General features: G+C 75.6%; 5 protein-coding genes. All 5 read left to right on the forward strand.

Annotated elements, in window-relative coordinates; all coding sequences use genetic code 11:
• The first annotated feature begins 9 nt into the window (after window positions 1-9).
• The 5 genes from AW271_RS23020 to AW271_RS41615 are packed head-to-tail and all read left to right on the forward strand — an operon-like array spanning window position 10 to window position 24,511.
• Window positions 10-876 (forward strand): 3-hydroxyacyl-CoA dehydrogenase family protein, encoded by an 867-nt coding sequence (locus AW271_RS23020; RefSeq protein ID WP_062339872.1) that lies wholly within the window; start codon window positions 10-12, stop codon window positions 874-876.
• Window positions 873-1,148 carry an acyl carrier protein gene (locus tag AW271_RS23025; RefSeq protein ID WP_062339546.1) on the forward strand — a complete coding sequence of 92 codons (276 nt, stop codon included), beginning with the start codon at window positions 873-875 and terminating at the stop codon, window positions 1,146-1,148. The genes AW271_RS23020 and AW271_RS23025 overlap by 4 nt, the downstream gene beginning before the upstream one ends.
• Window positions 1,141-2,268 (forward strand): acyl-CoA dehydrogenase family protein, encoded by a 1,128-nt coding sequence (locus AW271_RS23030; protein ID WP_083977093.1) that lies wholly within the window; start codon window positions 1,141-1,143, stop codon window positions 2,266-2,268. The genes AW271_RS23025 and AW271_RS23030 overlap by 8 nt, the downstream gene beginning before the upstream one ends.
• A complete protein-coding gene (locus tag AW271_RS23035; protein ID WP_062339548.1) occupies window positions 2,265-3,338 on the forward strand; it encodes an HAD-IIIC family phosphatase in 1,074 nt (357 codons plus the stop codon). The genes AW271_RS23030 and AW271_RS23035 overlap by 4 nt, the downstream gene beginning before the upstream one ends.
• Before the next feature lie 35 nt (window positions 3,339-3,373).
• Window positions 3,374-24,511 (forward strand): type I polyketide synthase, encoded by a 21,138-nt coding sequence (locus tag AW271_RS41615; protein WP_062339551.1) that lies wholly within the window; start codon window positions 3,374-3,376, stop codon window positions 24,509-24,511.
• Window positions 24,512-24,525 lie beyond the last annotated feature (14 nt).

Below are 24,525 nucleotides of genomic sequence, written 5' to 3' on the forward strand. Positions count from 1 at the left end.
GAGCCGTACATGAGCCCTCGTTTACCCGGCCACCGCCTGGCGGTCGTGGGCGGCGGGGTGATGGGAACCAACATCACCGCGCTGGCCCTCGGCCACGGCGTCCCGGTCGTGCTCGTCGACGTCAGTGAGGAGGTGCTGGCCGAGGCCGCCAGGACGGTCGCCTTCAAGCTGCGGCACGCCCAGCTGATGGGCCGTCTGCCGGCCGGGCGCGACGTGCCGAAGCTGGTGACCGGCGTGTCCCTGACGGCCGCGGCCGACGCCACGACCGTGATCGAGGCGGTCACCGAACTGCCGGAGACCAAGACCAAGGTGCTGGCCGAGGTCTCCGCGATCGTCCGGCCCGGCACCCTGCTGATCTCCAACACCTCATGCATCCCGATCGACGAGATGGCGTCCTCGGTGGCCCGTCCGGAGGAGCTCGTCGGGGTGCACTTCATGAACCCGGCGTACATGATCGAGATGGTCGAGGTGATCCGCGGCCCCCGCACCGGCGCGGCCGCCATGACGGCCGTCACCGGGCTGCTCACCGCCCTCGGGCGCACCTGCCTCGTGGTGAACGACGCCCCCGGGTTCGTGATCAACCGGGTGCTGCACCCGCTGATCAACAGCGCGGCCCGGCTGGTGCAGGACGGCGTCGCCCCCGTCGAGGTCGTCGACGGCCTCCTCGAAGGCTGCCTCGGCCACGCGACCGGCCCGCTGCGCACCGCCGACCTGATCGGCCTCGACAACCTCGTCGACTCCCTCAACGTGCTGCACGCGCGCACCGGCGACCCCGGCGCGCGACCCTGCGACCTCCTGCTCGACCTGGTCCGCGCCGGCAAGTTCGGCCGCAAGTCCGGCCAGGGTTTCTACGACTACGCGGAAGTGACGTCATGACCGACCGGACCACCACCCTGACGGCCGAGGACCTCGAGAAGGAACTGGCCGCCTACCTGTCGGAGAAGACCAAGACCGAGGTCGGGCCCGCCGACGACGTCTTCGCCTCCGGCCTGGTCTCCTCGATGTTCGCCATGCAGCTGGTCGTCCACCTGGAGTCGACCTACGACGTCGCGATCATCGGACCCGAGCTGAAGATCGACAACTTCCGCACCGCCCAGGTGATGGCCGCGCTCGTGCTGCGCCTGTCCGACGAGGCCGGCGATGCCTGAGACGGCAGTCCTGGACGACCGGGCCCTGATCGGCGACCTCATCGGCGACCGGGCCGAGGAGTGGGACCTGACCGGCGAACTGCCGGTCGGCCTGCTGCGCGACCTCGGCGCCCGGGGCCTGCTCTGCGCCGAGGTGCCGGAGGCCTTCGGGGGCCTGGGCCTCGACAGCCGGGAGAGCGGCGAGCTGACCGCGTACGTCGGCAGCCTGTGCAGCTCCACCCGCAGCATCATGACCTCGCACGGCATGGCCGCCTGGATGGTGTCCCGCTTCGGCGACCGGGCCCAGCGCAAGGGCTACCTGACCGAGCTGACCAGCGGGCAGCTGGCCGCCGTCGGCTTCAGCGAGCCCGGCGCCGGCAGCGACCTGGGCGCGATGCGCACGGAGATCCGGCGCGACGGCGACGACGTCGTGGTGACCGGCGAGAAGAAGTGGGTGACCGGCGCCCGGTACGCCGACCAGCTCATGATCCTCGGCCGGATGGGGGAGGCGGGCGGCGTGGTCGCCGTCCCGGTGACCGCGCCCGGCGTGGAACTGGTGCCGATCTCCACGCCCGTGCTCGGCTGCCGGGCCGCCGGGCACTGGCACGTCCGGCTGAACGAGGTCCGCCTCCCGGCCGACCACCTGCTCGGCGGCGGCGGCCAGGACCTGTCCATGTTGTTCACCACCGCCCTGGCCTACGGCCGGATCTCGGTCGCCTGGGGCTGCACCGGCATCGTCCGGGCCTGCCTGCGGGCGGCCACCGAGCACGCCCGCGAGCGCGAGCAGTTCGGCAAGCCGATCGGCGAGCACCAGCTCGTCGCCCGGCACCTCGCCGACCTCCTCGTCGCCGAGCAGGTCGCGACCCGGGTGTGCGAGCACGCCAGCGCGGCCTGGCAGTCGTTCTCGCCCGACATGGTGATCGCGACCGTGCTGGCCAAGCACGTCAGCGCCGGGCACGCCGCCGACGCGGCCGCCACGGCCGTCCAGGTCCTCGGCTCGGCCGGGGCCACCGACGGCCACGTCGTGGCGCGCGCCTACCGCGACGCCAAGCTCATGGAACTCATCGAGGGGAGCAACGAGATCTGCCAGCTCATCCTGGCCGGCCACGCCCTCTCCCAACCACAGGGAACGCGGTCATGACGCTCGTCAAGTGCCTGGTCTGGGACCTCGACAACACCCTCTGGCAGGGCACCCTCCTGGAGGACGGCGACGTCCGCCTGCCCGACGAGGTGCGCGCCGTCATCGTGGAGCTCGACTCCCGCGGCATCCTCCAGTCGGTCGCCAGCAAGAACGACCACGACCTGGCCTGGAAGAAGCTGGAGGAGCTCGGCGTCGCCGAGTACTTCCTCGTCCCGCGCATCGGCTGGGGCCGCAAGTCCGACGCCGTCATGGGCATCGCCAGGGACCTGCAGTTCGCGCTGAGCACCGTCGCCTTCGTCGACGACACCCCGACCGAGCGGGCCGAGGTGAACTACCACGCGCCCGAGGTGCGCTGCTACACCGAGCAGGACGTGCTCTCCCTGATCGGCCTGCCGGAGTTCAGCCCCGAGGTCGTCACCGTGGACGCCCGCCGCCGCCGCGAGATGTACAGGGCCAACGCGCTGCGCACGGAGGAGCAGGAGTCCTTCGACGGTCCCGACGAGGACTTCCTGCGCTCGCTCGACCTGGTGATGGAGATCCGGCGGGCCGACGACGACGACCTGTCGCGGGTCGAGGAGCTCACGCTGCGCACCAGCCAGATGAACGCCACCGGCGTCCACTACCCCGACCGCGTGCTGCGCGGGCTGCTGGCCGACCCCGCCCACGAGGTCCTCACCATCACCCTCACCGACCGGTTCGGCCCGCACGGCGCGGTCGGTGTCCTGCTGCTGGAGCGCCACCCCGGCGTGTGGCGGCTCAAGCTGCTCGCCACCTCCTGCCGGGTGGTCGCCTTCGGCGCCGGGACGGTGCTGCTGAACTGGCTGGTCGACCAGGCCGCCCAGGCCGGCGTGCACCTGGCCGCCGACTTCCGGCCCACCGACCGCAACCGGATGATGGAGATCGCCTACCGCTTCGCCGGTTTCACCCAGGACCCGTGCGTGTGCCTGGCCGGGATCGGCGACCCCGCCGGCGGCGACGTCCAGTGCCTGCACCTGGTCACCGCGCGCCGGGAGGGCCCGGCCACGATGCGGCTCCTCTCACCCGACCTGACCGTGGCGACCTCGATCTGACACCGGCCGCTTCGGCGCGGGACTGTGGAGCACACATGAGCGAGTACGATCAGCTGCCCCTGGCCGTCGTGGGCATGAGCTGCCGCTACCCCGGCGGCGTGCGGTCGCCGGAGGACCTGTGGCAGGTCGCGGTCACCGGGCGCGAGGTCCTCTCGCCGTTCCCCCGCGACCGGGGCTGGGACCTGTCGTCCCTGCGCCACGACCGGGGCGGCTTCCTCGACGACGCGGCCGGGTTCGACCCCGGCTTCTTCGGCATCGGCCCGCGCGAGGCGCTGGCGATGGACCCGCAGCAGCGGGTGCTCCTCGAAGTCGCCTGGGAGGCCGTCGAGCGGGCCGGCCTCGACCCGCTGACCCTGCGCGGGACCCGGACCGGCGTCTTCGTCGGCGGCGAACCGCGCGAGTACGGCCCGCGCCTGTCGGAGGCTCCCGAAGGCGTCGAGGGCCACCTGTTCACCGGCACCGCGACCAGCGTGCTCTCCGGGCGCGTCGCCTACACGCTCGGCCTGCACGGCCCGGCGCTCACCGTCGACACCTCCGCCTCCGGCTCCCTCGTCGCGCTCCACCTGGCCGCCCGCGCCCTGCGCAACGGCGAGTGCTCCCTCGCGCTGGCCGGCGGGGTGTCCGTGATGGCCACCCCGGCGACCTTCACCGCGCTGGGCGCGCTCGGCGTCCTGTCACCCGACGGCCGCTGCCGCCCCTTCTCCGCCGACGCCGACGGCACCGTCTGGTCGGAGGGCGCCGGCGTCGTCGTCCTCGAACGCCTGCCCGACGCCCTGCGCAACGGCCACCGCGTGCTCGCCCTCGTGCGCGGCACCGCGATCAACTCCGACGGCGCGGGCGACGGCCTCACCGCCCCCAACGGCCACGCCCAGGCGGCCGTCATCGCCCAGGCCCTCGCCGACGCGGGCCTGCGGCCGTCCGAGGTGGACGCCGTCGAGGCCCACGGCACCGGCACCCCGCTCGGCGACCGCACCGAGGCCCGCGCCCTGGCCGCCGCCTACGGCGCGGACCGGGAGCACCCGCTGCTGGTCGGTTCCGTGAAGTCCAACATCGGCCACACGCAGGCGGCGGCGGGCGTGGCCGGGTTCATCAAGACCGTGCAGGCCCTGCGGCACGGCGTGCTGCCCGAGACGCTCGGCGTGGGCGACCCGAACGCCCACCTCGACTGGCCCGCGTCCGGGTTGCGGCTGCTCACCGAGACCCGCCCGTGGCCGGAGATGGGCCGCGCCCGCCGCGCGGGCGTCTCGTCGTTCGGCATCAGCGGCGCCAACGCCCACGCCGTTCTGGAACAGGCTCCAGATCCGGTACGAGACCAGGAAGCCGTCCCCGCCGAGGGCCCTTCGGCGTGGCTGGTGTCGGCGCGATCCGAGACGGCCCTTCGTTCGCAGGCCGCCCGACTGGCCGAGTCCGGCGTCGCCGCCTCCGCCGGCCCGGCCGACGTCGCCTGGTCGCTGGCCACCACCCGGACCGCGTTCGACCACCGGGCCGTGATCGTCGGCGCCGGACCCGAGGAGCTGACGGCGGGCCTCGACGCGCTGGCGTCAGGCCGTCCGTCGCCGTCGGTCGTCATGGGACAGGCCGCGCCGACGGGCCGGGTGGTCTTCGTCTTCCCCGGTCAGGGGTCGCAGTGGGCCGGGATGGGCCGCGACCTGGCCGCCGCCTCGCCCGTGTTCGCCGCCCGGCTGGCCGAGTGCGAGCGGGCGCTCTCGCCGCACGTCGACTGGTCGTTGACCGAGGTCCTGGCGGGGGCCGACGGCGCTCCCGGGCTCGACCGCGACGACGTCGTCCAGCCGGTGTTGTGGGCGGTCATGGTCTCCCTGGCCGCCGTCTGGCAGGCCGCGGGCGTCGCCCCCGACGCGGTGCTCGGCCACAGCCAGGGCGAGCTCGCGGCGGCGTGCGTCGCGGGTGTTCTGTCGCTGGACGACGCGGCGAAGGCGACGGCCGTGCGGAGCCGGGCCGTCGCGGCCCTGGCCGGACGCGGCGGCATGTTGTCGATCGCCGAACCCGCCGAGACGGTGGAGGCCCGGCTGGCCGCCCACGGCGACCAGGTCACGGTCGCCGTCGTCAACAGCCCCGGCGCGACCGTGATCAGCGGCGACCCGGCGGCGCTGGCCCGGATCGCCGCCGAGTGCGCCCGCGACGGCGTCCGGACCAAGCCCGTCCCCGTCGCCTACGCCTCCCACAGCCCGCAGGTGGACGAACTCCGCGACGACCTCCTCACCGCCCTCGCCGACCTCGCCCCGGCCCCCGGAACGGTCGCGATGGTCTCGTCGGTCACCGCCGACGTCCTCGACGGCACGACGGCGGACGCCGCCTACTGGTACGAGAACCTGCGCCGCCCGGTGCGCTTCGCCGACGCCGTCGCCGCGCTCGGCCGCACCGGTCACGACGTGTTCGTCGAGGTCTCCCCGCACCCCGTGCTCACCGGCGCGATCACCGCCACCCTCGACGGCGTCCCGGCCCCCGTCGTCGTGGGCACGCTGCGCCGCGACGCCGGAGGCCGCGACCGGTTCCTCGCCTCCCTGGCCGAGGCGCACGTCCGCGGCGTCCCGGTCGACTGGCGGGCGGTTCTGCCGGCCGCCCGCACGGTCGACCTGCCCACCTACGCCTTTGAACACCGCCGGTTCTGGCTCGACCCGGGTCTGGCCCCCCGCCCGGAGCCCCGCCAGGAGCCCCGTCAGGACGCCGCCGCCGAGAGCGGGTTGCGGGAGCGGCTCGCCGGTCTCCCGGCCGTCGGCCAGGTCAGGGCCGTGCTGGACCTGGTCAGGGCGCACGCCGCCGCCGTCCTCGGCCAGTCGTCGCCCGAGGCGGTCCACCCCGCGCGCACGTTCCGGGACGCCGGCTTCGACTCGGCCGCCGGAGTGGAACTGCGGACCCGCCTGAACGCCGCCACCGGCCTGGTGCTGCCGACCACGCTGACCTTCGACCACCCCACCCCGAACGCGCTGACGGCGTTCGTCCGGGCCCGGCTGCTGGGCGCGGCCGAGGGCCCGGTGGTCCCGTCGGCCACCGGATCGGCCACCGGCGAGCCGATCGCGATCGTCGCCATGGGCTGCCGGTTCCCGGGAGGCGTCCACGACCCCGAGAGCTTGTGGGACCTGCTCGACGCGGCCGGCGACGCGATCGGCGACGCCCCGGCCGACCGAGGCTGGGACCTCGACGGCCCCGAGTTCGCCTCCGCCCGGCGCGGCGGCTACCTGCGCGACGCCGCGAGCTTCGACCCGGCCTTCTTCGGCATCAGCCCGCGCGAGGCGCTGGCGATGGACCCGCAGCAGCGCATCCTGCTGGAGATCGCCTGGGAGACCCTGGAGCGCGCCGGCGTGGACGTCCCGGCCCTGCGCGGCTCGGCCACCGGCGTCTTCGTCGGCGCCGCCTCCTCCGGCTACGGCGACGACGGCCCCCCGGAACTGGAGGGACACCTGCGGACCGGCGCCGCGACCAGCGTCCTGTCCGGCCGGGTGGCCTACACGTTCGGTTTCGAGGGCCCGGCGGTGACGGTGGACACGGCCTGCTCGTCGTCCCTGGTCGCGCTCCATCTGGCCGCGCAGGCGCTGCGGTCGGGGGAGTGCTCGCTGGCCCTGGCGGGCGGCGTCACCGTGCACGCCACCCCGTCGTGGCTGACCTGGTTCACCCGCCAGCACGGCCTGTCCTCCGACGGCCGGTGCAAGGCGTTCTCGGCCGCCGCCGACGGCATGGGCATGGCCGAAGGCGCCGGCGTGGTCCTCCTGGAACGCCTGTCCGACGCCCGCCGGAACGGCCACCCGGTCCTGGCCGTGGTGTCCGGCAGCGCCGTCAACCAGGACGGCGCCTCCAACGGCCTGACCGCCCCCAACGGCCCCGCGCAACAGCGCGTCATCCGCTCGGCCCTGGCCGCCGCCCGCCTCACTCCGGGCGACGTCGACGCGGTCGAGGCCCACGGCACCGGCACGACCCTCGGCGACCCGATCGAGGCCCAGGCCCTCCTCGCCACCTACGGCCAGAACCGCGACGCCGAGCGGCCCCTGCTCCTGGGGACGGTGAAGTCGAACATCGGCCACACCCAGTGGGCGGCCGGGGCCGCGGGCATCATCAAGACGGTCCTGTCTTTGAGACACGCACGGTTGCCCCGCACCCTCCACGCCGAGACCCCTTCACCGCACGTGGACTGGTCACCGGGCACGGTCCGCCTGCTGACCGAGCCGCAGGCGTGGCCCGAGACGGACCGCCCCCGCCGCGCGGGTGTGTCGGCCTTCGGCATCAGCGGCACGAACGCCCACGTCATCCTCGAACAGGCCCCCGACGAGTCGGCCCCCGAGAACATGGCCTCTGACGAGGCGGCATCCAGCCACGTGGCATCGGGCAACGCGGTTTCCGGTGATACGGTCGCCGGCGGCCGGGTGGTGCCGTGGATCTTGTCGGCGCGCGATGCCGCCGGGGTGGCCGCGCAGGCACGACGGCTGCGGGAGTACCTCTCGGCCCGGCCGGAGCTCGATCCTGTCGACGTCGCCTGGACACTGGCGAACGTCCGGACCGGGCTGACCGAGCGGGCCGTCGTGGTGGGGGCGGACCGCGACGAACTGCTGGCCGCTCTGGCCGATCCCGTGCCCGTGTCGTCGGGTGGCGTGGCGTTCGTGTTCACCGGTCAGGGTGCGCAGCGGGTCGGCATGGGCCGGGGCCTTTATGAGACCTATCCGGTGTTCGCCGAGGCGTTCGACGTGGTCTGCGCCGAACTGGACAGGCACCTTAGTGGGTCCGTGGCGGCGGTCGTCCACGGAGATGACCCCGATCTGCTCAACCAGACGATGTGGGCCCAAGCCGGGCTTTTCGCCGTCGAGGTGGCGCTGTTCCGCCTGTTGGAGTCGTGGGGCGTCACCCCGTCGGCGCTGGCCGGGCACTCGATCGGCGAGCTCGCCGCCGCCCACGTGGCCGGGGTGTGGTCGCTGGAAGACGCGTGCGCGGTGGTGGCGGCCCGAGGTCGCCTGATGCAGGCGCTTGCGCCGGGCGGGGCGATGCTCTCGATCCGGGCGAGCGAAGCCGAAGTCCGCAAGGCCCTGGTCGAGGGTGTCGACGTCGCGGCCGTCAACGGCCCGGACGCGGTGGTCGTCTCCGGCCCGCTTGATCTGGTGTCCTCGCTCAGGGACCGGTTCGACGACACGCGGCTCCTGCGGGTCTCGCACGCCTTCCACTCGGCCTTGATGGATCCGATGCTGGCCGAATACGCGCAGGTCACCGCCTCGGTGCCCTACAACCCGCCGCGGATCCCGCTGGTCTCCACGGTCACCGGCGAACCGGTGACCGCGACCGACCCGGACTACTGGGTGCGGCAGGTCCGTGAGCCGGTCCGGTTCGCCGACGCCGTCACGGCGATGCGCGAGAGCGGCGTGCGGACCTTCGTCGAGATCGGCCCCGACGCGGTGCTCACCGCCCTCGGCGCGCGTACCGCGGACGCGGACGAGACCTGGCTCGCCGCACTGCGCCGCGACCACGACGAGGAGCGCGCCGTCGTCGCGGCCGTGGGCGGGCTCGCCGTCGACTGGACGCGGTTCTTCGCCGGGACCGGCGCCCGCCGCGTCGACCTGCCCACCTACGCCTTCTCCCGCCGGCGCTACTGGCTCACCCCCCGGCCTGCCGGGCGGCTCCGCGACCTCGGGCTCACCGCCTCCGGGCACCCGCTGCTCGGCGGCGTGGTCGAGTTGCCCGCCGGGGGCGGGCTGGTGCTGACCGGGCGGTTGTCGGTCGCGGCCCAGCCGTGGCTGGCCGATCACGTGGTCGCCGATCGGATCGTCGTCCCGGGAACCGCCCTGGTCGAGATGGCCGTCAGGGCGGGCGACGAGATCGGCTGCGACCGGCTGGCCGAGATGATCATCCAGGTCCCGATGGAGCTGCCCGCCACCCGGGGACTCCAGGTCAGCGTCACGGTCGGCGATCCCGGCGACGACGGGACACGCGACCTGGCCGTCCACTCCCGGCCCGAAGACGACGCCGGCCCCTGGACCGCCCACGCCACCGGCGTGCTGGCCCCCGCCGACGCCGCCGAACCGGCCGTCGCGCGGGAATGGCCGCCGCGCGGCGCGGTCGAGGTGGACCTGACGGACCTCTACCCGGCGCTGGCCCGCACCGGCCTGCCCTACGGCCCCGCCTTCCAGGGCATGCGCCGGGCCTGGCGGCGCGGCGAGGAGATCTTCGCCGAGGTCGCGCTCGGCGACGACGCCGACGTCACCGGTTTCGCCCTCCACCCCGCCCTGTTCGACGCCGCCCTGCACCTGCTCGCCGCCCCCGGCGACGACGCCGCGGAGGGACCGCTGCTGCCGTTCGCGTGGACCGACGCCGTCGTCCACGCCACCGGCGCGGCCGGCGCCCGGGTCACGATCGCCCCTGCCGGCGAGGGCGTGTCACTGACCCTGACCGACGACGACGGCGGCCCGATCGCGGCCGTCGGCTCCCTGCTCCTGCGTCCCCTCCCGGCCGCCTCCGGCTCGGCGGAGAGTCTGTACGAACTGGACTGGATCCCCGCACCCGAGGGCGCCGTGGAACCGGGCCGATGGGCCGTGCTGGGCCCCGACCGGTCGGCCGCCCCGCCGGAGGCGACGGGGTACGACAACGTGGCGGATCTGGTCGCCGCGATCGGCGGCGGCGCCCCCGTACCGGACACGATCCTGTTCCGCCCGGCGCGGCGCGCGTGCACCCGGGCGACGACCCTCGACACGCTGGCGGTGGTCCAGGAGTTCCTGCTCGCCGAGAACCTGTCCGGATCGCGGCTGCTGGTCGCGACCGAACGGGCCGTGGACGCCGGAGCCGTCGACCTCGACGTCACCGCCGCCGGCGTGTGGGGCCTGATCAGGGTCGCCCAGTCGGAACACCCCGGCCGAGTCGTCCTCGTCGACCTCGACGACGACACCGGCCTGCTGACCGCCGCCGCGACGGGCGAACCGCAGGTCGCCGTCCGCGCCGGCCGGCCGCTGACGCCGCGCCTGGCCCGTGTCCGCCCCGGCCTCCTGGTCCCGCGCGGGGACTGGCGGCTGGAGTGCGCCCGGCGCGGCACCTTCGACGACCTCGTCCTGTCGGCCGCCGACCGCCGCGCGTTGGCCCCGGGCGAGGTCAGGGTCGCCCTGCGCGCCGCCGGGGTGAACTTCCGCGACGTCCTCAACGTCCTCGGCATGTATCCCGGCGACCCCGGCCCGCTCGGCCTGGAGGGCGCGGGCGTCGTCACGGAGACCGGGCCCGGCGCCGTCCTGCGACCGGGCGACCGGGTGATGGGCCTGTTCACCGGGGCCTTCGGCCCGGAGGTGGTCACCGACGCCCGCCTGTTGGCCCCCGTCCCGGCCGGATGGACGTTCGCCGAGGCCGCCGCCGCGCCGGTCGTGTTCCTCACCGCCTGGCACGCCCTGGCCGGCCTGGCCGGACTGCGCGCCGGTGAATCCGTGCTCATCCACGCCGCCGCCGGTGGCGTCGGAACGGCCGCCGTGCAGATCGCCCGCCACCTGGGCGCCGAGGTGTTCGGCACGGCCGGCCCGTCGAAGTGGGCGGCGCTGCGCGCGATGGGCCTCGACGACGCCCACCTCGCCTCGTCGCGCACCCTCGATTTCGCCACCCGCTTCCCGGCCGGGATGAAGGTCGTGCTCGACTCGCTGGCGGGGGAGTTCGTGGACGCTTCTCTGCGTCTCGCCGCCGGGCCCGGCCACCGGTTCGTCGAGATCGGCAAGACCGACGTCCGCGACCCCGACCAGGTCGCCCGCGACCACCAGGGCCTCGTCTACCAGGCGTTCGACCTGCTCGACCTCGACCCCGGCGAGATCGCGCGCATGTTCGCCACGTTGTCCGGCCTGTTCGCCGGCGGTGTGCTCACGCCGCCGCCGGTCGCCTGCTGGGACGTGCGCCGGGCCCCCGACGCGTTCCGCCACCTGAGCCAGGCCCGCAACGTCGGCAAGGTCGTGCTGACCATGCCCGCCCCCGCGACGCCGCGCGGCACCACGCTGGTGACCGGCGTCTCCGGCGCGCTGGGCGGCCTGGTCGCCCGTCACCTGGCCCCCGGGAACCTGCTGCTGCTGTCGCGGCGCGGCCCGGCCGCCCCCGGATCGGCCGCCCTGGCCGCCGGGCTCGCCGCGCGCGGCTCCGACGTGCGGCTGGTCGCGGCCGACGCGGCCGACCACGACCAGCTGGCCGGCGTGCTGGCCGACGTGCCGGACCTGCGCGCCGTCGTGCACGCCGCCGGGCTCCTCGACGACGGCGTGATCCACACGCTGACCCCCGGCCGGGCCGACGCCGTCCTGCGGCCCAAGGTCGACGGCGCCTGGAACCTGCACCTGCTGACCAGGCACCTCGACCTCGACCGGTTCGTGCTCTTCTCCTCGGTCGCGGGCCTCTGGGGCAACCCCGGCCAGGCCCCCTACGCCGCCGCCAACACCTTCCTCGACGCGCTGGCCGCGCACCGCCGCCGGGCCGGGCTGCCCGCCACCTCCTTGGCCTGGGGCCCCTGGCAGGCCGGAGGCATGGCCGGCAACCTCACCGACACCGACTGGCAGCGCATGGCCCGCCAGGGCCTCGCCCCCCTCGCCGACGCCGATGGCCTCGCCCTGCTCGACGCCGCCACGCCCCGCGCGGAGGCCGCCCTCGTCGCGGCCCGGCTCGACCTGCGCGCCGCCGCGCTCCCCCCGCTGCTCGCCGGGCTGGCCGCCCCCGCCCGCACCCGGCGCGCCGCCGGGCCGGCGAAGACACAGGGCGGCTTCGCCGGAGGCACGGACGCCGTCCACGAACTGGTCCTGACCCAGGCCGCGCTCGTCCTGGGCATGCCCGGCCCCGAAGCGGTGGAGGCCACCCGGTCGTTCAAGGACCTCGGCGTCGACTCGCTGACGGCGGTCGAACTGCGCAACCGGCTGAACGCCGCCACCACCCTGCGCCTGCCCGCGGGCGTCGTCTTCGACCACCCGACCCCGGCCCTGCTGGCCGCCCACCTCGACGCCGCCCTGCGGGGCACGACGCCCGCCCCCGTCGCGGCCGCCGCGCCCCGGGCGCAGGCCGGCGACCCGATCGTCATCGTCGGGATCGGCTGCCGGTTCCCGGGAGGGGCCGACTCGCCCGGCCGCTTCTGGGATCTGGTCTCCTCGGGCGCCGACGCCGTCTCGGCGTTCCCCGCCGACCGAGGCCCGTCGTGGGAGGGCGTCTTCGAGACCTCGCCGCACACGCGGAGCGGAGCCTTCCTGTACGACGCGGGCGACTTCGACGCACGATTCTTCGGCGTCTCCCCGCGTGAGGCGCTGGCCATGGACCCGCAACAGCGGCTCCTATTGGAGACCTCCTGGGAGGCCCTGGAGCACGCCGGCATCGACCCGACCTCGTTGCACGGCACCGCGACCGGCGTCTTCGCCGGCTTGATCTACCACGACTACGGCACCGGCGCGGTGTTGCCCGACGAGGTCCACGGCTACGTGAGCACGGGCCGATCCGGCGGCGTCGCCTCCGGCCGGGTGGCCTACGCCCTCGGGCTGGAAGGCCCCGCGATGACGATCGACACGGCGTGCTCGTCGTCGCTGGTGGCGCTGCACCTGGCCGTCCAGGCGCTGCGGTCGGGGGAGTGCTCGCTGGCCCTGGCCGGGGGCGTCACCGTGATGGCCACGCCGGGCACGTTCCTGGAGTTCGCCCGCCAGCGCGGGCTGGCCGCCGACGGCCGCTGCAAGGCGTACGCGGAGGCGGCCGACGGCACCGGCTGGGGTGAGGGCGTCGGCGTCCTGGTCGTCGAACGGCTGTCGGACGCCCGCACGAACGGCCACCGGGTGCTGGCCGTGGTGGCCGGGACGGCCGTGAACCAGGACGGCGCGTCGAACGGCCTGACCGCCCCCAACGGCCCCTCCCAGCAGCGCGTCATCCGGACCGCCCTGGCCGACGCGGGCCTGTCGGCGACCGAGGTGGACGTGGTCGAGGGCCACGGCACCGGCACCCGGCTCGGCGACCCGATCGAGGCTGAGGCGCTGCTCGCGACCTACGGCCAGGACCGGGAGCACGCCGTGCTCCTGGGATCGGTGAAGTCGAACATCGGGCACACCCAGGCGGCGGCCGGAGTGGCGGGCGTCATCAAGATGGTGCAGGCCATGGCGCACGGCGTGGTCCCGCCGACGCTGCACGTGGACGCCCCCTCCTCCCACGTGGAGTGGGGGTCGGGCGCGGTCCGGCCGGTGACGGAGACGACGCCGTGGCCCGAGACCGGCCGCCCGCGCCGCGCGGGCGTGTCGTCGTTCGGCTTCTCCGGCACCAACGCGCACGTCGTCCTGGAACAGGCCCCGGCAGACGACGCCGAACGCCCCGCCAAGAACACCACCCCCGTCGTCGTGTGGCCCGTCTCGGCGCGGAACGCCGATGGTGTGGCCCGGCAGGCGGCCCGGTTGCGTGACTTCCTGATCGAGCGCCCCGGCCTCGACCCGGCCGACGTCGGCTGGTCGCTGGCCACGACCCGCGCCCACCTCGGCCACCGCGCCGCGATCGTGGGCGCCGACCGAGACGAACTCCTCGCCGGCCTGGCCGACGTGACGTCGATCAGCGCAGGTCAGCCGGGCAGGCTCGCGTTCGTCTTCACCGGTCAGGGTGCGCAGCGGGTGGGCATGGGCCGGGGCCTGTATGAGGCGTATCCGGTGTTCGCGGAGGCGTTCGACGCCGTCTGCGAGAAGCTGGGCGGTTCGGCGATCGACGACGCCGACCTGCTGAACCAGACGATGTGGGCGCAATCGGGACTGTTCGCGGTCGAGGTGGCCCTGTTCCGCCTGCTGGAGTCGTGGGGCGTGACCCCGTCGGTGGTGGCCGGTCACTCGATCGGTGAGCTGGCCGCCGCACATGTGGCCGGGGTCTGGTCCCTGGAAGACGCCTGTGCGGTCGTGGCGGCGCGTGGCCGGTTGATGCAGGCGCTCCCGCCCGGCGGTGGGATGTTGTCGATCCGGGCGAGCGAAGCCGAAGTCCGCAAGGCTCTGATCGACGGCGTGGACATCGCGGCGGTCAACGGCCCGGACGCGGTCGTCGTCTCGGGCCCGATCGACCTCGTGTCCGCGCTGAGGGACCGGTTCGAGAACACCAGGCTGCTGCGGGTCTCGCACGCCTTCCACTCGGCTCTGATGGACCCGATGCTGGCCGAATACGCGCAGGTCACGGCCTCGGTTTCCTACGCGCCGCCGCGTATCCCGCTGGTCTCCACGGTGACCGGGGAATTGGTGGCCGCGACCGACCCGGACTACTGGGTGCGGCAGGTCCGCGAACCGGTCCGCTTCGCCGACGCCGTCGCGACGATGCGCGACAGCGGAGTGCGGACCTTCGTCGAGATCGGCCCCGACGCGGTGCTCACCGCCCTCGCCGACGACGACTGGATCCCCGCCCAGCGCCGCGACCGCGACGACGCGACCACCCTCGTCTCGGCGGTCGCCCAGCTGCACGCGCGGGGCGCGGCCGTCGACTGGGCCCGCTTCTACGACGGCGCGGCCCGCGTCGACCTGCCCACCTATGCGTTCACCCGCGAGCGCTACTGGCTCGACGCCGACACCGGCCTGGCCGGGGCCGCCCACCCGCTGCTCGGCGCGAGCATCACCCTGGCCGAGGGCGGCGTGATGCTGACCGGCCGGTTGTCGGCGAGGTCGCAACCGTGGCTGGCCGATCACGTCGTCGCCGGGCGCGTCGTCGTGCCGGGCGCGGCCCTGGTCGAGATGGCCGTCCGCGCGGGCGACGAGACGGGCGCGACCCGCCTCGCCGAACTCGTCATCGAGACGCCCCTGGTCCTGCCGCCGGACGGCGGCGTCCGCGTCCAGGTCACGGCCGCCGACGGCGCGGTGGCGATCTACTCCCAGCCCGAGAAGCCGGGCGCCGGCCCGTGGACCCGGCACGCCACCGGTGTCCTGGCCCCGGCGGAGCCGCAGACGGCGGCGACCGGCCTCACCCGCTGGCCGCCGGAGGGGGCCGTCGAGGAGGACGTCCACGACCTCTACCCGGCGCTCGCCACGACCGGCCTCGCCTACGGTCCGGCGTTCCGGGCCGTCCGCCGGGCCTGGCGGCGCGGCGACGAGGTCTTCGCCGAGGTCGCCCTCCCCGACGACGTCCAGGTCGCCGGGTACGCCGTCCACCCGGCCCTCCTGGACGCCTGCCTGCACCTGAAGGGCCGCCCCGGCCAGGCGGAGAGCAGCCCTCTGCTCCCGTTCGCCTGGACGGACGTCGTCGTGCACGCCACCCACGCCGACACGGTCCGGGTCCGGCTGGCCCCGGCCGGAGAGGGCGACGGCCTGTCGGTCACCGTGGCCGACGCGGCGGGCGCGCCGGTCGTCTCCGTCGGCTCCCTGGTCCTGCGCGCCCTCCCGGCCGCCGGGTTCGGCGACGAGACGAGCGCCGACGCGGAGGCGCTGTACGAGGTCGCCTGGGTTCCGGCCGCCCTTCCCGACACCGATCCGGCCGCCCCCTGGGCCGTCCTGACGGGAGACGGGGGAGACCTCGACCTGCCCGACTTGAATGGGAAAAATCCGGAAATCGTGGTGCTGCCTGTCGTCCACGCCCCGGAAGGCGACGACCCGGCGGAGGCGGCGCGGAAGCTGGCCGCCTCGACCCTCGGCGTCGTCCACGACTGGCTGGCCGACGAGCGCCACGCCGGGGCGCGGCTCCTGGTCGTCACCCGCCGGGCCGTCGACGCCGGTCCCGGCGCGGCCCCCGATCCCGCCCTGGCCGGCGTCCACGGGCTGATCCGGGTGGCGATGGCGGAGAACCCCGGCCGGTTCGTGCTGGCCGACGTCGACGAGCTGACCGGCGTGCGGGAGCTGCTGGCCGCCGGGGTGGGCTCCGGCGAGCCGGAGTTCGCGATTCGCCAGGGGGAGGTCCGGGTGCCCCGGCTCGTCCGCCCGGCCGCCGCCCTGCCGGTCCCCGCCGGCCCGTGGCGGCTCGGCTTCACCGGGCGCGGCACCCTGGAGCACCTGGCCCTGGTGCCCGCCGACGTTCCCTCGCCGGGGCCTGGCGAGGTCAGGGTCGCCGTCCGGGCGGCGGGGGTGAACTTCCGCGACGTGCTCAACGTGCTCGGCATGTATCCGGGCGACGCCGGAGTCCCGGGCCTCGAAGGCGCGGGCATCGTGCTGGAGACCGGGCCCGGCGTGACCGGCCTGCGGCCGGGCGACCACGTGATGGGCCTGTTCACCGGGGCCTTCGGCCCGGAGGCGGTCACCGACGCGCGGCTGCTGGCCCCCGTCCCGGCGGGCTGGAGCCCAGCCGAGGCGGCCGCCGCGCCGGTGGTCTTCCTCACCGCCTACCACGCGCTGGTCGAGCTGGCCGGGCTCCGCTCCGGCGAGACCGTCCTGATCCACGCCGCCGCCGGTGGCGTCGGCATCGCCGCCGTGCAGCTCGCCCGCTACCTGGGGGCCGAGGTGTTTGGCACCGCCAGCCCGTCGAAGTGGCCGGTGTTGCGGGAGCTCGGGCTGCCGGAGACGCACGTGGCGTCGTCCCGGACACTCGACTTCGAGGACGCCTTCCGGGCCGCGACCGGCGGGGCCGGCATCGACGTGGTTCTCGACTCCCTGGCCGGGCCGTTCGTGGACGCCTCCCTGCGGCTGGCCGCCGGTCCCGGCGGCCGGTTCGTGGAGATGGGCAAGACCGACGTCCGCGACCCCGAGCAGGTCGCCGCCGACCACGACGGGCTCGCCTACCGGGCCTTCGACCTGTTCGGCGCCGACCCCGACCGCATCGCCGCCATGTTCGGCGTGTTGTCGGAGCTGTTCGCCCACGGGGTGCTGAAGCCGCCGCCGGTGGCGTGCTGGGACGTGCGCCGCGCGCCGGAGGCGTTCCGGCACCTCAGCCAGGCGCGCAACGTCGGCAAGGTCGTGCTGACCATGCCCGCCCCCGCCGATCCGGCCGGGACGGTGCTGGTCACCGGCGCGCCCGGGGCGCTCGGCACGCTGGTCGCCCGGCACCTCGCCGGTCGCCGGGGGGTCCGGTCGCTCGTGCTGCTGTCGCGGCGCGGCCCGCAGGCCCCCGGCGTGGCCGCGCTGGCCGCCGACCTGGCCGGGCTGGGCGCGACGGTCCGCATCGCCGCCGGCGACGTCGCCGACCGCGACGGGCTGGCCGCCGTCGTCGCGGGCGCCGCCGGCCTGCGCGGGATGGTGCACGCGGCCGGGTTCCTGGACGACGGCGTGCTCGGCTCCCTGACCCCCGCCCGCGTCGACGCGGTCATGCGCCCCAAGGTCGACGGCGCATGGCATCTGCACGAACTCACCGAGCACCTCGACCTCGACCTGTTCGTGCTGTTCTCCTCGATCGCCGGAATCCAGGGCAACCCGGGCCAGGGCGGCTACGCCGCGGCCAACACCTTCCTCGACGCGCTGGCCGCCTGCCGCCGCGCCCGCGGCCTGCCCGCCGTGTCCCTCGCCTGGGGCCCGTGGCAGGAGGGCATGACCGCCGGGCTCGGCCAAGCGGACTGGGACCGGCTCGCCCGCTCGGGCACCCTGCCGCTGACCCGCGACGAGGGCCTCGCGCTGCTCGACGCCGCCGGCACGGCCGGGAGGTCGCTGCTGGTGCCGGTCCGCCTCGACCCGGCGGCCTTGGCGGAGTCGGGCGACGTCGCCCCGCTGCTCTCGGCCGTGGTCCGCCGCGCGGGCCGCCGCAGGGCGGGCGCAGCCCCCGCCGCCGGTCCCGGCAACGCGCTGGCCGAACTGCTCGCCGCGATGCCGGAGACCGAACGCGAGACGGCGATGCTCGACCTGATCCAGGCCCAGGCCGCTTTGGTGCTGGGCCTGCCCGGGAGCGAGGCGGTGCACGCGGGCGACACGTTCAGGGAACTGGGCGTCGACTCGCTGACCGCGCTGGAGCTGCGCAACCGGCTCAACACCGTCACCGGCCTGCGGTTGCCCGCCACGCTCCTGTTCGACTACCCGACCCCGGTGACGCTCGCCGGGCACATCCGGGCCGAACTCCTGGGCGACGGCGGCGCGGCCGTCGTGCCGGACACCCGCGTCAGGGTCGCCTCGGCCGAAGACGAGCTGGTGATCGTCGGCATCGGCTGCCGGTTCCCCGGCGGCGCGACCTCCCCGGCGCGGTTCTGGCGGCTGCTCGCCGACGGCACCGACACGGTGGCCGGCTTCCCCCGCGATCGGGGCCCGCAGTGGGCCGAGGTCTTCGACGCCGATCCGGACGCCATCGGCCGGAGCTACGCCCGCGAGGGCGCGTTCCTCGACGGCGCGGCCGACTTCGACGCCCCCTTCTTCGGCATCTCCCCGCGTGAGGCCCTGGCCATGGACCCGCAGCAACGTCTGCTGCTGGAGACGTCCTGGGAGGCCCTGGAGGACGCCGGCATCGACCCGGTCTCCCTGCACGGAAGCGAGACCGGCGTCTTCACCGGCCTGATCTACCACGACTACGGCGTCGGCGGCGGAACCCCCGGCGAGGTCGAGGGTTACGTCAGCACCGGCACCTCCGGGGGCGTCGCCTCGGGCCGGGTGGCGTACACGCTCGGGCTGGAGGGCCCGGCGGTCACGATCGACACGGCGTGTTCGTCGTCGCTGGTGGCGCTGCACCTGGCCGCGCAGGCGCTGCGGTCGGGGGAGTGCTCGCTGGCGCTGGCCGGCGGCGTGACCGTGATGGCGACCCCGGGCACCTTCGTGGAGTTCTCCCGCCAGCGCGGCCTGGCCGCCGACGGCCGGTGCAAGGCGTACGCGGACGCCGCCGACGGGACCGGCTGGGGCGAGGGCGTCGGCGTGCTCGTCCTGGAGAGGGCGTCGGACGCCCGCCGCAATGGCCACCGTGTGCTGGCCGTCCTCCGGGGCAGCGCCGTCAACCAGGACGGCGCGTCCAACGGCCTGACCGCCCCCAACGGCCCCTCCCAGCAGCGCGTCATCCGGGCGGCCCTGGCGAACGCGGGCCTGTCGGCGGCCGAGGTGGACGTGGTCGAGGGCCACGGCACCGGCACCCGATTGGGCGACCCGATCGAGGCGCACGCCCTTCTCGCCACCTACGGCCAGGACCGGGAGCATCCCGTGCTGCTCGGGTCGGTGAAGTCGAACATCGGGCACACCCAGGCGGCGGCCGGAGTGGCGGGCGTCATCAAGATGGTGCAGGCCATGGCGCACGGCGTCGTCCCGGCGACCCTGCACGTCGACGCGCCCTCCTCCCACGTCGGATGGGAGTCGGGTGCGGTCCGGCTGGTGACCGAGGCCACGCCGTGGCCCGAGACCGGCCGCCCCCGCCGGGCCGCCGTCTCGTCGTTCGGCTTCTCCGGCACGAACGCCCACGTCATCATCGAACAGGCCCCCGCCGCCGAGGAGCCCGCGCCCGCCGTCGCGCTGCCGGCCGTGCCGTGGCTGATCTCCGCCCGCAGCCGGGCCGGGCTGGCCGCCCAGGCCGCCCGCCTGGCCGACTTCGTGTCGGAGCGGCCCGGCCTCGACCCGGCCGACGTCGGCTGGTCGCTGGCGACGACCCGCTCGGGGCTCTCGCACCGCGCCGTCGTCGTCGGCGGCGCTCGCGGCGACCTCCTGGCCACCCTGTCTGACCTGGCCGGTTCACTCGCCGACGAGACCGCGCCCCCGCCCGGGGCCGTGGCCGGCGTGGTGGGCGGCGTCGGCAAGGTCGGCTTCGTCTTCACCGGCCAGGGCGCGCAGCGGATCGGCATGGGCCGCGGCCTCTACGAGGCGTATCCGGTGTTCGCCGACGCCTTCGACGCCGTCTGCGCGGGCCTGGACGACCACCTCGACGGCTCCGTGGCGGCGGTCGTGCACGGGAACGACCCCGATCTGCTCAACCAGACGATGTGGGCGCAGGCCGGGCTGTTCGCCGTCGAGGTCGCGCTGTTCCGGCTGCTGGAGTCGTGGAAGGTGACCCCCGCCGTCGTCGCCGGGCACTCGATCGGCGAACTCGCCGCCGCCCACGTGGCCGGGGTCTGGTCGCTGCCCGACGCGTGCGCGATCGTGGCCGCGCGCGGCCGCCTGATGCAGGCGCTCCCGGCCGGTGGCGGCATGGTGGCGATCCGGGCGAGCGAAGCCGAGGTCCGCGAGGCTCTTATCGACGGCGTCGACATCGCGGCCGTCAACGCCCCCGACGCCGTGGTCGTCTCGGGCCCCGCCGAGGCGGTCTCCCAGGTTCGGGAGCGCTTCGAGCGGGTCCGCGACCTGAAGGTCTCGCACGCCTTCCACTCGGCCCTCATGGAACCGATGCTGGCCGAGTTCGCGCAGGTTACCGCCTCCGTCGGGTACGACGTCCCGCGGTTCCCCCTCGTCTCCACCCTCACCGGGGCGGCGGTCACCGGCGAGGTCCTCGACCCCGATTACTGGGTGCGGCAGGTGCGCGAACCGGTCAGGTTCGCCGACGCCGTCGCCACGCTCCGCGAGACCGGCGTGCGCACGTTCGTCGAGATCGGCCCCGACGGCGTGTTGTCGGCCCTCGGCGGCCACGACGACGAGGTCTGGGTCCCGGCGCTGCACCGTAGCCGCGACGACGCGCCGAACCTGGTCGCCGCCGCCGCGCAGGTGCACGTCCGGGGCGGCGTCGTCGACTGGACCCGGGTCCACGAGGGCGGCGGCCGCCGGGTCGACCTGCCGACCTACGCGTTCACCTGCCAGCCCTACTGGCTCACCCCCGCCCCGGCCGACGCCGGCGGGCGCGGCTTCGCCTCCTCCGGCCACCCGCTGCTGGGCGCCGCCCTCGACCTGCCGGGCGGCGGCGGCCTCGTCATGACCGGACGGCTCTCGGCAGCCGCCCAGCCGTGGCTGGCCGACCACGTCGTGGCGGGCCGGATGGTGGTGCCCGGGGCGGCGCTGGCCGAGATGGCGGTCCGGGCCGGCGACGAGACCGGCTGCCCCCGGCTCGCCGAACTGGTCGTGCGGACGCCGATCGTGCTCTCCCGCGACGACGTGCTCCGCGTCCAGGTCACCGTGGCCGCGCCCGGCCCCGACGGCGACCGGGAGCTCACGATCCACACCCGCCCCGAGGACGACCCCGGCTCCTGGACCACGCACGCCGAGGGGGTGCTCACGCCGAGGACCGGCGAGACCCCCGGCCTGGGCGAGTGGCCGCCGCCGCGGGCGACCGAGGAGGACGTGACCGGCCTCTATCCCACCCTGGCCGCCTCGGGCCTGGTCTACGGCCCGCAGTTCCAGGGCGTGCGGCGGCTCTGGCGGCGCGACTCGGAGATCTTCGCCGAGGTCGCCCTGGCCGACGGCGCGAACGTCGCCGGGTTCGGCCTGCACCCGGCCCTGCTCGACGCCGCCCTCCACCCCCTGGGCGCGGCGGGCGGCCCCGCGCCGAAGTTGCCGTTCGCCTGGACCGACGTCGAGGTGCACGCCACCGGCGCGACCTCGGCCCGGGTCCGGCTCGCCCCGGCCGGTGAGGGCGTGTCGGTGACTTTGGCCGACGAGACCGGCGCCCTCGTGGCCAGTGTCGGATCGCTCGTCCTGCGCGAACCGCCCGCCGGAGAAGCGGCCCCGGACGCGCTGTTCGAGCTCGACTGGGTCGTCGCACGCGGCGCGGCCCCCGAGGCGGAGCCCGACCTGAGCGGCTGGACGCTGCTCGGCGACGGCCTCGACCTGCCCGGCGCGACCCCCGGCCCCGAAGCGCACACCACGATCCTGCCCTGCGGGTTCGACGGCGGGACGGTCCGGGACGTGACGGTCGGCGTGCACGCGGCACTGCGCTCGTGGCTGGCCGCCGACCACCCCGACGGGTCCCGGCTGGTGCTGGTCACCCGGCGGGCCGTGGACGCGGGAGCCGTGCCGCTCGACCTCGCGGCGTCCGGCGTCTGGGGTCTGGGCCGCGTGGCCGCCGCCGAGAACCCCGGCCGGATCGTCCTGGTCGACCTCGAGTCGGAGACCGGCGCGGCCGCCGCCCTGCACGCGGCGCTCGCCACCGGCGAACCGCAGGTCGCCGTCCGGGCCGGGCAGGTCCTGGCGCCGAGGCTCGCCCGCGCGACCACCGGCCTCACGACGGCCGCGCCGAACTGGCGGCTCGACTGCACCGGCCGGGGCACCCTGGAGCACCTCGCCCTGGTGCCCGCCGACGTCCGCCCGCCGGGGCCGGGCGAGGTTCGGGTCGCGCTCCGGGCGGCCGGGGTGAACTTCCGCGACGTGCTCAACGTGCTCGGCATGTATCCGGGCGACCCCGGGCTGATGGGCCTGGAGGGCGCGGGCGTCGTGCTCGACGTCGGTGAGGGGGTGACCCGCCTGCGGCCGGGCGACCGCGTCATGGGCCTGTTCACCGGGGCCTTCGGCCCGGAGGCGGTCACCGACGCCCGGCTGCTGGTCCCGGTCCCGGCCGGCTGGACGACGGCCCAGGCCGCCGCTGCGCCGGTCGTCTACCTGACCGCCTGGTACGCCCTCGTGGTGCTGGCCGGGCTGCGGCGCGGCGAGTCGGCGCTGATCCACGCGGCGGCGGGCGGGGTCGGCCTCGCCGCCGTCCAGGTCGCCCGCCACCTGGGGGCCGAGGTCTTCGGCACCGCCAGCCCGGCGAAGTGGCCGGTGCTGCGGGAACTCGGGCTGCCGGAGACCCACGTGGCCTCCTCCCGCACCCTCGACTTCGAAGCGGCCTTCCCGCCGGTGGACGTCGTCCTCGACTCCCTGGCCGGGGAGTTCGTCGACGCCTCGCTCCGGCTCGCCGCAGGTCCGGGCGGCCGGTTCGTCGAGATGGGCAAGACCGACGTCCGCGACCCCGCGCAGGTCGCCGCCGACCACGACGGTCTCTCCTACCAGGCGTTCGACCTGCTCGACTGCGAGCCGGAACTGATCGCGGGCATGTTCGCGGCCTTGGCCGACCTGTTCGCCGCCGGGGTGCTGACGCCGCCGCCGGTGGCGTGCTGGGACGTGCGCCGCGCCCCGGAGGCGTTCCGCCACCTGAGCCAGGCCCGCAACGTCGGCAAGGTCGTGCTCACCTTCCCGGCCGCCCTCCGGGGCGGGGCCGTGCTGGTGACCGGCGGGACCGGCGCGCTGGGCGGGCTCGTGGCCCGGCGGCTGGCCGACCGGGCCGACCTGCTCGTGCTGCTCTCCCGGCGCGGCCCCGCCTCTCCCGGCGCGGCGCGGCTGGCCGCCGGCCTCGCCGAGTCCGGCGTCGAGGTCAGGGCCGTCGCGGGCGACGCCGCCGACCGCTCCGGGCTCGCCGCCCTGGTGGATTCTTTCGGTACGACTCCGCTGCGCGGCGTCGTGCACGCCGCCGGAGTCCTCGATGACGCCGTCGTCGGCTCGCTCACCCCGTCCACGATCGAATCGGTGCTGCGCCCCAAGGTCGACGGCGCCCGGAACCTGCACGACCTCACGGCGGGCCTGGACCTCGACCTGTTCGTGTTGTTCTCCTCGATCGCCGGCGTCTGGGGCAACCCGGGCCAGGGGAACTACGCCGCCGCCAACACCGCCCTCGACGCCCTGGCCGCCCACCGGCGGCGCGCCGGGCTGGCGGCCGCCTCGCTGGCCTGGGGGCCGTGGGAGCTCGACGAAGGCGGCATGGCCGGCGCCCTCTCGGACGCCGACCGCCGCCGCCTCGCAAGCCGGGGATTCGTCCCGCTGACCGCCGCCGACGGCCTGGCCCTGTTCGACGCGGCGACGCGGACGTCCAGAGCACTGCTGGTCCCGGCCCGCCTCGACCGCGCGGCCCTGCGCGCGCACGGCGGCGCGGGACTGCCGCCGGTCGCCGCCGACCTCGTCGCGGCCCGGGTGCCGAACGCGGCGCGGCGGGCGGCCGGCACGTCCGACGCCGGTTCGAAGGGCATGGCCGCACGGCTGGCGTCCCTCGGCCCCGACGACCGCGAGAAGGCGATCGGCGAACTGGTGCTCACCCAGGCGGCCCTCGTGCTCGGACTGCCCGGCGCCGAGGCCGTGGAGACCGCCCGGTCGTTCCGCGAGCTCGGCTTCGACTCGCTGACGGCGGTCGAACTGCGCAACCGGCTCGGCACGGCGACCGGCCTGCGGCTCGGCGCGGCCGTGGTCTTCGACCACCCGACCCCCGGCGCGCTGACCGCCCACCTCAGCCGTCAGCTGGACGGCTCGGCCGCCGGGGAGAACGGCGTCCTGGCCGCCTTCTCCGGGCTGGAGAAGGTCGAGTCGGCGCTGGCCCGGATCCTCCAGGACGACACCGCCCGGAGCCGCGTGACGGCGCGCGTCCAGAACCTGCTCGCCGCGCTGCGCCCCGGCGAGACCACCGAGGAGGTCTCGGTCGCCGACCGCATCGACGCGGCGGGCGACGACGACATCTTCGACTTCATCGACAACGAGCTCGGCGTCTAACGGGGAAGGTCCGG

It is taken from the genome of Herbidospora sakaeratensis (assembly GCF_001570525.1).
In the GTDB taxonomy this organism is placed as follows: domain Bacteria; phylum Actinomycetota; class Actinomycetes; order Streptosporangiales; family Streptosporangiaceae; genus Herbidospora; species Herbidospora sakaeratensis.